The organism is Reichenbachiella faecimaris (assembly GCF_900176375.1).
GTDB lineage: Bacteria > Bacteroidota > Bacteroidia > Cytophagales > Cyclobacteriaceae > Reichenbachiella > Reichenbachiella faecimaris.
In genome coordinates this window covers 548,286-561,147 of sequence record NZ_FWYF01000002.1, presented here as the reverse complement: position 1 = coordinate 561,147, position 12,862 = coordinate 548,286, and the positions used below count along the sequence as shown (strand labels likewise).

Annotated in this window: 9 protein-coding genes; 4 read left to right on the top strand and 5 right to left on the bottom strand. The window is 39.8% G+C overall.

Annotation, left to right across the window (positions count from 1 at the left end; all coding sequences use genetic code 11):
• Positions 1–92 precede the first annotated feature (92 nt).
• Positions 93–1,979 carry a DUF4153 domain-containing protein gene (locus B9A58_RS10255; protein ID WP_084372754.1) on the top strand — a complete coding sequence of 629 codons (1,887 nt, stop codon included), beginning with the start codon at positions 93–95 and terminating at the stop codon, positions 1,977–1,979.
• Between the two features lie 42 nt (positions 1,980–2,021).
• On the opposite strand, the gene B9A58_RS10250 is transcribed toward B9A58_RS10255, so the two are convergent.
• The 3 genes from B9A58_RS10250 to B9A58_RS10240 all read right to left on the bottom strand — a co-directional run bounded on the left by B9A58_RS10250 (position 2,022) and on the right by B9A58_RS10240 (position 5,593).
• Positions 2,022–2,612, bottom strand: a complete 591-nt coding sequence (locus tag B9A58_RS10250) for a precorrin-2 dehydrogenase/sirohydrochlorin ferrochelatase family protein (RefSeq protein ID WP_084372753.1) — start codon at positions 2,610–2,612, stop codon at positions 2,022–2,024.
• Positions 2,613–2,624: 12 nt separating this feature from the next.
• Complete coding sequence (gene cobA, locus B9A58_RS10245; RefSeq protein ID WP_084372752.1) at positions 2,625–3,395, bottom strand: uroporphyrinogen-III C-methyltransferase; 771 nt, start codon at positions 3,393–3,395, stop codon at positions 2,625–2,627.
• A gap of 74 nt (positions 3,396–3,469) precedes the next feature.
• Positions 3,470–5,593, bottom strand: coding sequence for a HEPN domain-containing protein (locus tag B9A58_RS10240; protein ID WP_084372751.1), 2,124 nt, complete (start codon positions 5,591–5,593; stop codon positions 3,470–3,472).
• A 480-nt stretch (positions 5,594–6,073) separates the two neighbouring features.
• Between B9A58_RS10240 and B9A58_RS10235 the strand changes: the two genes are divergently transcribed.
• Positions 6,074–6,547, top strand: coding sequence for a DUF6702 family protein (locus B9A58_RS10235; RefSeq protein WP_139793829.1), 474 nt, complete (start codon positions 6,074–6,076; stop codon positions 6,545–6,547).
• 2 nt (positions 6,548–6,549) lie between these two features.
• Complete coding sequence (locus B9A58_RS10230; RefSeq protein ID WP_084372749.1) at positions 6,550–8,370, top strand: YHYH protein; 1,821 nt, start codon at positions 6,550–6,552, stop codon at positions 8,368–8,370.
• Positions 8,371–8,393: 23 nt separating this feature from the next.
• Here B9A58_RS10230 and B9A58_RS10225 read toward each other — a convergent pair whose 3' ends face one another.
• Positions 8,394–9,155 carry a LytR/AlgR family response regulator transcription factor gene (locus B9A58_RS10225; protein ID WP_084372748.1) on the bottom strand — a complete coding sequence of 254 codons (762 nt, stop codon included), beginning with the start codon at positions 9,153–9,155 and terminating at the stop codon, positions 8,394–8,396.
• On the bottom strand, positions 9,136–10,140 hold the full coding sequence (locus B9A58_RS10220; protein ID WP_245827057.1) for a sensor histidine kinase: 1,005 nt from the start codon (positions 10,138–10,140) through the stop codon (positions 9,136–9,138). The genes B9A58_RS10225 and B9A58_RS10220 overlap by 20 nt, the downstream gene beginning before the upstream one ends.
• Positions 10,141–10,435: 295 nt before the next feature.
• Here B9A58_RS10220 and B9A58_RS10215 point away from each other — a divergent pair, with 295 nt between their 5' ends.
• On the top strand, positions 10,436–12,844 hold the full coding sequence (locus B9A58_RS10215; protein WP_084373203.1) for a TonB-dependent receptor: 2,409 nt from the start codon (positions 10,436–10,438) through the stop codon (positions 12,842–12,844).
• Positions 12,845–12,862 lie beyond the last annotated feature (18 nt).

Below are 12,862 nucleotides of genomic sequence, written 5' to 3'. Positions count from 1 at the left end.
ATAGATGATTTCACGGATAAGCCAAAATGTATTTATAATGTTCGGAGATAGATGTATCTTTTCATTTTTGATTTGCTCAAAAATGTTCGTCTATGAATCTAGCTTCAATCAATTACCTGTTCCGTTCAGCTAAAGGATCCTTATTGAGATTCCCAATAACCCTATTGAGTGCACTGTGTGCTGTTTGTCTTTCTATATATCTGGTTGAATATGAGGATGAAATATCCAATTACTTCCCATTCATCAATGGCTTGATCACATTTGCACTGGGTATTCCTTTGTTTTTCTGTGTTTCGATCATCAGCTCTAAAAAAGGGATTGATTCGTCTTTTAAGATAGGTGCACATATTGTGGCGGGTTTCATACTACTGGGAATCTATTTGTCATTGCCTAATGCCGAACATACCCACAATACCTCCATTCCATACATCAGGTATGGGATATTCAACATCATAGTTCACCTCCTGGTATCATTTAGTCCCTATGTCAATGGCAAAAAACTGAATGGCTTTTGGAACTTTAACAAGACCTTGTTCATTCGGATATTGACATCCATATTATATTCAGGATTCTTATATGTAGGTTTAGTTCTAGCCCTTACAGCGTTAAAGCTCTTGTTTGATATTGAGATTCATGATGAGCTATATTTTGAATTGTTCATTGTAATTATTGGTCTTTTTAATACTTGGTTTTTCTTGTCTGGAATTCCGTCTGACTTGGAAGTATTGGATAATGAGCGAGAGTATCCCAATGGGCTCAAAGTATTTGCGCAGTATGTTTTACTTCCTCTTTTGGTTCTTTATCTGATTATTTTATACGCCTATGGGTCTAAAATTACCATCTTTTGGGATTGGCCCAAGGGCATAGTTTCTTACTTGATTTCATGTGTTTCCGTATTGGGTATTCTCACAGTACTTTTATTCTACCCGTATGGAGAACTGAAGGAAAATGGCTGGATAAAGAAGTCTACAAGTGCGTTTTATTTGCTATTGTTTCCACTGATAGCGCTACTCTTTTTCGCCATTGCCATGCGAATCTCAGATTATGGAATTACGATCAATAGATACGTGATTGTGCTGCTTGGTATTTGGTTAGCCATAGTTGCGACTTATTTCACCGTTGGCAGAACAAACATCAAGTTCATTCCTATGTCTCTTGCCGTCACACTAGGCTTAATGTCTTTTGGGCCTTGGGGCATGTTTATCATTAGCGAAAAAAGTCAAGCGAAAAGACTCGTTACGATTTTGAATGACAACCATTTATTGAAAGACGGAAAGGTCGTCAACGAAGTGGTTTGGGAAGCAGACAGTTTGCCTAATTGGTTCTATTCAAAAAAAGAGGGCACGAATAAAGGCGTGCTGTCAGACTCTCTGCACAATGAAGTCTATTCTATTGTAAACTATCTCGACGATTATCATGGATTAGCCAGTATCCGACCCATTTATCAGCAAAATTTGGATTCGCTCATCGTGCTCTCTCTGGACTCCAACAAATATAGAAACGAAGCTGAAATTTATATGCGATCGATGGGGCTAAGCTACAGTTATAAATATATCAACAGTTCTGATGCTTATTTTGGCTATTCGATTGAAACCACAGATGTAATGGCTTTGGATGAGTTTGACTACCTGACACGGGTTAATTTGTACAATTATCAGGGTAAAGAAGCTATACGTGCAATAACCATTGACGAATCTTCATGCCAGATTTTGCTAAACAGTGGTAATTCCCTAGGTCTCTTTTTTATAGGCCAGAATGATACTATTGACTTTGCGTTTACTGAGAAAATAGGTGAGTTAATACAAACCCATGGAAAAGTTTCTGAGACGAACCTTGATCCTTCGAATATGACTTTGGAAGCGTCGTCTAATGAATTTAAACTAAAATTCATTATCAACCATTTACAACTTGAGGATATCAATGATACCCTAAAAGCCACTTCTTTGGATGGTGATCTTTTGTTGAAGCGTAGAAAATAAAAATGGGGAAGTTACTTGAACCAATCGCTTAGGTGAGCTGAGTTACTTCTTCAACCAATCTTTGGTAATACTATTCAGCGTGCGCACTTTGAAATCAAAATTGCCGTGGAGTTTTTCTCGAATTTTGTTCATGTTTTGCAACACTTCGTCGATGGATTCTGGAATGGATTCGTTGAGGTATTCTTTGATGCGCTTGGCTACAGTAGGCGATTTGCCATTGGTAGAGATGGCGATTTTTAGATCACCTTTTTTCACTACTGAACCTAAGTAGAAGTCACATAGCTCTGGTTTGTCTGCTACATTCACTAATAAACCACGCACTTTGGCCATGTCTCTGATCAATTCACTTGTTCGTGTATCGTCTATTCCCACTATGACCAATTCGATATCCTCCAGATCATAAGGCCTGAATTCTCTTTCAATCAGTTTCACGTTGGGATGATCTTTGACAAAGTCTCGAACTTCGTCACTGATTTCTTTCGCAACCAGCCGAATGCTGGTAGAAGGGCTGTTGGTCAGCACGGAGGTCAATTTTTCCAATCCCACGTTGCCACCACCTACAATAAGTAAATGGAGTTGCTCAAGTTTAAAAAACACTGGAAAAAGATTATTACCGTTTTTGAGCGATTTCATGGTTTTGGGAGTTTATTTGGATAAAACGATTTTATCCAGGGTGCTGTTTAGTTTTTCCTTACCTAAAGCTACAGTTTCTCCAATGACTATAATAGCAGGAGAGCCGATATTATTTTTTAATGCCAATTCTTCTAGGTTGCTTACATTTCCAATCACGATTTTTTCTTCTGGTCTAGAACCATTCTGGATGATAGCCGCAGGCGTTTCTGTCTTTCCGCTTTTGGAATAAATGGCCAAGATTTCAGGCAGTTTTTTCACCCCCATGAGAATCACGCTAGTAGCAGATGATTTAGCTGCGTGCTGTATGTCTGAGGATAGTTGGCCACTTTTTGTGGTGCCAGTCAACACCCAAAAACTTTCGTTGATACCTCTACGAGTCAAAGGAATTTGGTTTAATGCTGGGACAGAAATGGCACTGGTCACACCAGGTACTAAGTCAACTAACAATCCATGCTTTTCGGCATATTCTAGCTCTTCATGTCCCCTACCAAACACATAGGGGTCGCCACCTTTGAGTCTCACCACATGCCCATATTGCATCGCATGATCTACAATCATCTGATTGATGACATGCTGCTGATAATGGTGTAATCCAGCTCGTTTACCCACAAAAATTTTCTTCGTGCCATGAGAACAAAAATCTAAAAGCTCCTCATTAGCCAATGCGTCGTACAACACGACGTCGGCAACTTTCAAAGCTTTGATGCCTTTAAGGGTGATCAAATCCGGATCGCCCGGACCTGCACCCACCAAGGTTAATTTAGGAGCTTTTAGATTTTTCATTTTATTACTTTTTAGATTTTGAGAATCAAGAACCAAAAAAATCTTGACTCTTGGCTCTTATATCTTGATTCTAGTTATGCTGGTTCTTCCACCAACAAGTCTTTCTGTACTTCTTTTATTCTTTCCAAAAACTTAGCCGCATCTTCTCTATAAGAGATAGCAAAAGCTTCAGAAGGTTCGTTTTGATTGATTTTTAAAACAAAATCTTTGAATGTTCCTCCAGTCAGGCTCTTGAAATCCTGACCAAACTCTTCCTCAAAGGCGTTCATCACACTTACCTGATTATTCACTGTAATGCCCTTGTCAATCAACAAAGCTTTTGCTGCATTGATAAATACATTATACGTATGATAAATGGAATCGGCGATATTTCCTCCTTCAAAAGCTTCCTGCGCCCAGACAAATTTTTCTTCCGCATCGTGCATCAAGGTAGAGAACAAGTCTATGATTACACCCGCACATTCTCCAACCTCAGTCTCTACTTCAAACTGCTCTTCTTTGCCCCAGTCAATATAATCTGTTGGTTTAAGCGTTTCCAGGTCGGCCAAGAATTTCAACAGCTGATAGAAATAATCTTTGCCCTGTCTTCTGAAGTAGTCATAGTAGTACTCACCTTCATTGGCGTTTTCTTCATAGTCATTGAACAAAACACGAAGGACGTCTGGGGTGCGTTTACTTGGTACTTTGATTACCTTTTCGGCAATAAAACCGTCGCCATTACTACCCAATCCCCCTCCAAGCAAAACTTGCACGGCCGGGACAGTTTTTTTGTTGACTTTGTTTCTCAAGGACGAACCATGAAACCCAATGGACGCAATGGCGTGCTGACCACAAGAGTTAGGACATCCACTGATTTTGATGTGGAGGTTATTGTTTTTGATCAGCTCAGGGTATTCCTGTTCGATTACATTTTCCAATTCCAAAGCCACTCTGGTACTGTTCGAGATACCTAAGTTACAAGTGTCAGTACCCGCACAAGCGATGATATCTGCTGTGCTGTTGAAGCCCGGATCAGCAAGGTTCAAAGCTTCAAGTTCAGCATAAAGCGACTTCAAACTTTCTTCTTTCACGAATCGAAGGATATACCCTTGATTCACAGTTACACGAATGTCATCTGCAGCATATTTCAAAACCACATCACCAAAGGCATGTGCTTTTTCCCAATTCATGTCACCATTTGGTAATTTGATAGAGACTGCATAAAAACCCTCTTGTTTCTGTTCCCAAACGTTGGTATTTCTCCAAGCCTCATATTTTTCCTGATCGTTAATGGCTTTGTCAGAAAAGACTAATTGCTCTGGCAATCTGGGTTGACCCAAAAGATTTTTAACTACATAAGACTGTGTGCTCAAAGCCTTTCGTTCTTCTTCCACTAGTCTCATCACTTCGTCAATTCCGATTTCAGTAATCAAGAATTTGAAACGAGCTTTCATTCTTCTTTTTCTTTCGCCATAGCGATCGAAAACTCGTAAAAGAGCTTCAGCAAATGGAATCATTTGATCTTCTGGCAGGAAGTCGTATGCTTTCTGAGCAGGCACGGGCTGTGCACCTAGACCACCACCAATCATGACCTTAAACCCACGAACTTCTTTGCCACCTTCAGTTTTCACTTTAGGGATAAACCCAATGTCATGAATGAATGAAATCCCAGTATCTTTTTCACTTGATGAAAATGAAATTTTAAACTTACGTCCCATTTCCTGACAAACAGGATTTCTCAAGAAGTACTTGAATAAAGCGTGCGCATAAGGAGAGACATCAAATGGCTCATCTTTATCAATACCAGCGACAGGAGAGGCAGTTACATTTCTAAGTGTATTTCCACAGGCTTCGCGCAGCGTGATATCGTCTTGCTCAAGCTTGGCCCAAAGCTCTGGTGTGCGATCCAGACTTACGTAGTGTACTTGAATGTCTTGACGAGTAGTGGCGTGTAGGTTTCCACCGCCGAATTCGTTAGAGATATCTGCAATTCTTTTCAACTGCTTTACACTCATCTTGCCAAATGGTATTTTGATACGAACCATCTGGTTGCCTGGCTGACGCTGACCGTAAACTCCACGGGCTAGCCTCAAGCTTCTGAATTTGTCCGGATCAATTTTCCCTTCTCGGAAAATTTGAATTTTGTCTGCCAGGGCAATGATGTCTTTTTGGACAACTGGATTTTCTAGATTTTCAAGTTCTGATCTAAAACTTTGCATGGTATTTTCTGATTTTAGTCCAATAAAAAAGCCTCTCCTGATTTCTCGGGAGAGGCTTTTTAATGTCTTATTGTTATGTTGATTAACTTCTATCCTTCAATAATTCATTAAATGTATATCTCCCGCTATATGACAGCATACAGCAACAACACATCCAACAGATGTTCATTATTGAGATATTATTTAATGTTGTTTTGTTCATTTCGTTTTGTCGGGAAGTGATTCCTTCAACGAGGATTAATAATTCAGGGTTCAAAGATAAACGGGAAATTTGTATTTAAGCCAATTGTTGACAAAAATCAAAGGGTGTGGTTAATATTTTAACGAAATGATAACAGAACGTGAGAATAATTGCGAATTGATTAATCGAGTTTAATACCCAACGGGATTGCTGATATGATGTACTCAAAAATTTTATGAGTAGGGTAAGTTTATTTGATCTCGTTGTATCCCTGGAAGATCAATAATTTTGTATCTGCTATGAAAAAGGTATGTATAGTGCTTTCACTTCTTGTATTGAATGGTGGGCTGCCAGCAATAGCTCATGACCTAAATTTTGGATTATTCGACTTGTTTGAAAAAGACCAGGCCTATTTCATGGAAATTCGGCTGGACAAGGCCAATCTGGTGGAAGCTGTAGGTAATGACGTAGGAAGCACCAAAGAGGATTGGAACTGTGCACTTTCACAATACTTAAATACTCACATGAGTCTGTCGATAAATGGGATTAAGGCTTCATTTGATTACGAAGAATTTATTTTTCTAGATGACGTCATCGTGGTGATGGCAAAACTTGACATACCCATTCAGAATATTTCTGAAATTCAGGTCGAAAACACAGTACTCCTAGAAATCATAGAAAATCAATTAAACATTATAAAAGCGTCTTTTCACGATAAAAGAAGGTCATTTCGATTAAGTAAGAAAAGATTCTCTACAACTATAAAATACTAGCGATGAGAGAGATTAAAAATCAATTAAAATCAACCTTGGTGGCGATTTTGCTACTCAATATTATGTTAGCCTGTACGGAGGACGAGCCTGCTCAGGACGAAAACCATGCACCTACTATTGAGGATGTTATTCCCGATTTGTCTTTGACTTCTGGCTTTGGTAGCGAAACAGTCGCGCTTTCAGATGTTTTTGCAGATGCGGATGGAGACGACTTGACATTAAGTGCAACTTCGAGCGATGAGGGGGTTGCCACTGTTGCCATAGCAGGTACCACACTTACAATTTCTGAAGTAGGAAATGGCTCAACAAATATTACTGTAAAAGCTGAAGATGAAGAAGGCAAGAGTGTAACGGATTCTTTCACCTTAAAAATTTCTGAAGAAGGAGATACGAATAACACGCCGACTGTAACGAATGAAATATCAGATCAAACATTATCAGAAGGCTTTAGTGCAGCTACTGTTGAGCTGATGAATGTATTTGATGATGCTGATAGTGACGAGCTGATTTTAAATGCTGTAAGTGCTGATGAAGCTGTTGTGACGGTCAGTATATCTGGAACGACATTGACCATTACGGAAGTGGGCACAGGAGAAACAGAAGTAACTGTAACAGCCAAAGACCCAAGTGACGCTTCTGTCTCAGATACTTTTAGTGTGACTGTCAATGAAGCCTCAACTTCTACTACAGCTGATTTCGCATTTAGCAACCAAGATGGAAACGGACTAACCATAGACTCTTGGGCAGCCGTAACGGACGCGTCAGGTTATGCCATTTTAATTAATACTGAGGATAGTTTCACTGACTTGACAGATGGGGATGACGATGACGCCAGTACTTCTTACCAGGGAGTGGGTCAGCAATTGATCTACAATGGTACATCTATCACTTCGTTAGATATTACCATTCTGGAATCAGATATGTCCTATTATTTCAAACTGATTCCTTATACAGGTGCTCATGTCTACAACCATCAGTATGATGCAGAAGAAGGCTCTACTACCTCTTGTGAAACGACGAGTACGACCGTAAGTCAGGTTTGTTTTTCTATTGACGGTGATATCAGGACTATTTCATCTAATCAGTACCCAAGCCATGCGGTAGAAAATTTCCCGAATGGAACTCCAACAGCTATGGAATCTACACATGATTTGGATTTGACTCCAGTTGAGGCTGGAAGTATTACTTACGTATATGACGAAACTGGAGGCCCCACCCCTTCAAACGACAAATTCTATCAGTTTGGGGTAGCTGTGAATGGTGTGGAGTTTCACCCCATGGGATTGAAACCATGGACGCATCCAGACACAGAAGAGGAAAATTGGGAATGGCAATCTGCTGTTTATAAAGAAAATCAAACTGATCTGGATGCCTATGGTGCTCATGTAACCACTGCCGGAAACTATCATTATCATGGAGATATAGTGGCCTTAGCAGATGAAGAAGATGGAAGCAGACATTCCTTGATTTATGGGTTCGCAGCAGATGGGTTTCCGATATATTACAAGTTTGGATACGTTGATGCAGAAGATGCTACCAGTGGAATTATGGAACTGGAATCCAGCTATCAACTGAAATCGGGATCTAGAACGGGCACTGGCACAGCTGGAGAAGACTATCCTGATGGAACACATGATGGCACCTATATTCAGGACTTTGAATATGTAGCAGGTCTTGGAGACTTGGATGAGTGTAATGGACGAACAGGCATCACACCTGAATATCCTGAGGGCACTTATTATTATGTGATTACAGCCGAATTCCCAGTAACTCCAAATTGCTTCGTCGGAACACCTGATGATGAATGGAAAATAGGAAAGTAGTTAAAAATATTATTTTAGAGAAATTACCCAAGCCACTGCTTGAAAGCAGTGGCTTTTTCGCTACTTACTATTATTTGTTCTTCGTGCTCAAAGGATGTTTCTACGAGTAATTTGCTTTTTCCAAATTTGTGCACGGCCTCTATTGCAGCATAATTCAATAAGTATTGTCGATTGGCACGATAGTATTTTTCTGGATCTAGCTCTTTGCAGATATCATCCAAGGTTTGATCCAGCAAATATTTTTTCCCGCCTTTTGTGAGCAAATATACCAGGCCAGATTTAGCCATAAAGCACAGGATGTCCTCAGTTTCTACAGACATCATCTTTTCCCCCATTTTCACCAAAAAACGAGATTTGAATTTACGATCATCCAATCGGATTTTTTTTATAAGTTCCTGAATAGAGGGGGGCTGAACATCCGAAAATTGAGATTTGAGCGTACGGTATTTATCTAAACTTCGCGCAAGGTCTTCCTTGTTGATTGGTTTGAGTAAGTAGTCTATGCTATTGACTTTAAAGGCCTTGAGCATATATTCATCAAATGCCGTGGTGAAAATCACAGGCTTGGATATTTCTACTTGTTCGAAAATTTCGAAACTTAACCCATCACTCAGCTGAATGTCCATAAAAATAAGATCTGGACACTGATGATGATTGAGCCACTTCACCGTTTCTTGCACACCATCAAAAACTTCTACGATCTGAATGGACTCGTCAATTTCTTCCAGTAGTTTTTGCAAGCGGCGAAAAGCTGGCGCTTCGTCCTCAATGATCAGTACCTTCATAAGCCAGTTCTTTAGCAAACTCAAGTTCGGTCAACATTTCAATCAAAGGTACAGCTACCATATAATTTTTTTGCGAAGTGATTACATCAATTTGACGCTGACCGAGATACTCATAACGCTTGCGGATATTGGCCAACCCGGTTTTGGTAGATTTCTCTAATGTATTTTTTAGCTGGAGATTATTTTTTACCACAAGGACTTTGTCTTTTTCAACATAAATATCAATTTGTAACGGATCTGTTTTAGAAATGACATTGTGCTTAATGGCATTTTCAATTAGCATCTGAAGAGTAAGTGGTGCGATATAACGCTCCTCATGTGTGGCTTCTATGGAAAATCGGACATTTAGATTTTCAGGGTATCTCATTTGAAGCAGATAAACATAGGACTTGGAAAAACTTAATTCCTCACTAAGTTTAACCAGTTCCTTCTCTTTGTTTTGAAGGATATACCTATACACTTCAGATAAGGTTTGTGTAAAATCAATTGCTGTTTTCTGATCTTCAGCAATTAGAGTTGTTAGCGTATTTAGGCTATTGAATAGGAAATGAGGGCTCATCTGATTCTGCAAGACTTCGAATTGGGTTCTGATTTGCTGATTTCTAAATTTTTCGGCCAAGGCAAAAGACTCTTTCCATTTACCAAAAAAATAGGCTCCTTCATAAATAGATGAAACCATGAAGGCCACCACCATATTGATTTCAGAATGAGAGAAAATAGTTTTGAATTGAATGATTTCCGTCCATGTACTAATGCCAAGTCCAAGCCGGATGAGATTAGGGCAAATGATCATAAACAGTGTTACGAATAGGTAGGTGACAAGCAGCCTTTTACTTGTTTGAGAAACTTCTGGCATCCAGTCTCTTAAGGTAAAAATAATTGCCATCGCGCCATTCCATAGTACGGCAGTGAAGATTGTAGAGATGAGAACATTCATTAAGAATGACTGTTCTTTATGCTCATGGTCTTTGATAATAAAAGTCATGATTAATCCCACTATAGGAATCCCAACCCATCTAATTACTTTTTCGCTTGGCCATTTCATAGTTGCAATAATATCAGGTTTTCCCCATATCAGACTATTGGAGATGGTGAAGCAGGAATTTCTGATGATCAATCCATTAAAATCTCGCTTGAATCAATCTGTTTTATGTGCAAAGTTCATCCTGCGATTTCCCCGATTCATCCAGAAAATTTCCCAACTCAGTCATTTTGAAACCATCAAACGTAAACCTCAATCCTATTTTCGAGTCTATAATGAAAATTCAAAACCAGAAACCATGAATAAGAAGTTGATTGTTGCAGTTGGCCTATTGGTCGCTCTTCTTAGCCTGAAGGCAAAAGCACAAACCCAAACAGTAAAAGGGCAAATACTCGATGCCCAAGCAGAATATCCGCTCTTTGGAGCCACTGTGGGGCTCATTGGCTCTGACCCATATCATGGTACAGTCGCAGACGCAGACGGGTATTTCAAGCTAGAAAATGTACCTATTGGAAGGCAGGCATTGATGATACAATACCTGGGGTATAAAAATCAGACAATTCCCAATGTACTTGTGACTACAGGTAAAGAAGTGGTGCTTCAGATCAAACTAGAGGAATCCGTTGAAAAAATGGAGGAAATCGTTGTGACTGCAGATGCCAATAAGGACTTGCCCATCAATGAACTAGCCAAAGTAAGCGCTCGAACATTTAGTTTGGAAGAAGTGACCAGGTTCTCGGGTGGTAGAAATGATGTCGCAAGAATGGCAGCGTCGTTCGCGGGAGTGAGTGCCCCAGACGATTCCAGAAATGATATTGTGGTGAGAGGGAACTCACCCAGTGGACTCTTATGGAGAATTGAAGGAATGCCTGTGGCTACCGTAAATCATTATAATACAGTAGGTGCAACAGGTGGGCCTGTAAGTGCTCTCAATACTAATCTGCTTAGGAATTCAGATTTTATGACTGGCGCATTTCCTTCAGAATATGGTAATGCAAATGCGGCCGTTTTTGATGTCAATTTTAGAAATGGGAATACCGACAAATATGAGTTCACAGGACAATTATCTGCCTTTTCTGGTTTGGAGTTTATGGCCGAAGGGCCAATGAAAAAAGACAACAATTCGTCCTTTGTGGCTTCGTATAGGTATGGGATTGCAAGATTCGCGGCTCCCGGCACGAGTGCTGTACCTATTTACCATGATTTCTCTTTTAAGGCTAACCTTGGAGATTCCAAAATCGGTAGGTTTGAAATCTTCGGATTGGGCGGACTAAGTAGTATAGATTTTTTTGGAGACGAAATTGACGAAACTGACTTATTTGCCAACCCCAATGAAGATGCTTATGTAGATAGTGATTTGGGGGTTCTTGGCCTTTCGCACTTGATTAGACTCAATAAAACGACATATCTGAAAACGATATTGGGCGTTTCTGCCACTACTAACAATTACTATCAGGACAATATTGTACGTGATAACACAGGGAATACTTTGATGAAGTATCGCTCGACAAATGTTGATAATACGGAAATCAGATACAATTTTTCCTCTACGTTCAATAAGAAATTTAATGCAAGCTGGTCGCTGAGAGCGGGAATAGTGGCAGAACTCTATGATGCTAATTTCTTTGTGGAAGACCGAGACAATCAAGCAGGAATTCCTGACGCAAATAATGATGGAGTACCAGACGATTTTCGTTTGATCAGGGATTTTAAGGATCAGTATCTAGTTTCCCAAGGTTTTGCTCAAGTGGAATATAATGTGACTGATCAACTGAGTATTACGGGTGGTTTTCATGGTCAATATCACAGTTTCACGGAATCATCCATCATAGAACCCCGTGCCGCACTTAGCTGGCAATTCGACCCAGCACAACGTCTCAGTGTGGCGTATGGGCTACATGCGCAAGCAGTACCTAGTCCTATTCTGTTCTATGAAGAAGAGGTAAGTCCTGGTAATTACGAAATGACTAACGATGGTTTAGGTTTTACTAAAAGCCATCACGTAGTCCTGGCATACGACAGAAATCTTGGCCCAAGCTGGAGATTGAAAGCAGAAACGTACTACCAATACATTTTTGATGTACCAGTAGAGCAGATAGCAAGCAGTTACTCTATTCTCAATGAGGGAGCAGATTTTGTATTTGAAGAAAAAGGATCGCTGGTCAATGAAGGGATTGGCAAAAACTACGGGGCAGAGATAACACTTGAGAAGTTTTTTAGTAATAATTACTATTTGCTCATGACTACCTCAGTATTTGATTCCAAATATGAAGGAAGTGATGGCGTGGAAAGAAACACGGCTTTCAACAACCACTTCGTCTATAATGTATTATTTGGCAAAGAATGGAAATTTGGTAAAGGCAACAAAAACGCTTGGACTTTCGACACCAAACTGACTACCTCTGGGGGAAAACCTTATACACCTATCGATCTAGACGGCACACGAAACAATGCAGGTGATGAAGTCAGGTTTGAAGATGAAGCCTATACCATGAGATATGGTAATTACTTCAGGTGGGACGTAAAATTTGGAGTCAGAATCAATAGTGCAAAGAAAAGCGTATCACATCAGTTTTTTGTAGATCTGCAGAATGTCACCAATAGAAAAAATGAGTTCGTGAAAAGATATAATGAAGTAACCGATGAGATCAATGTGGTAGAGCAAATTGGGTTCTTCCCAGATATACTGTACAGAATACAGTTTTGAGAATTAGGTTTATGGATT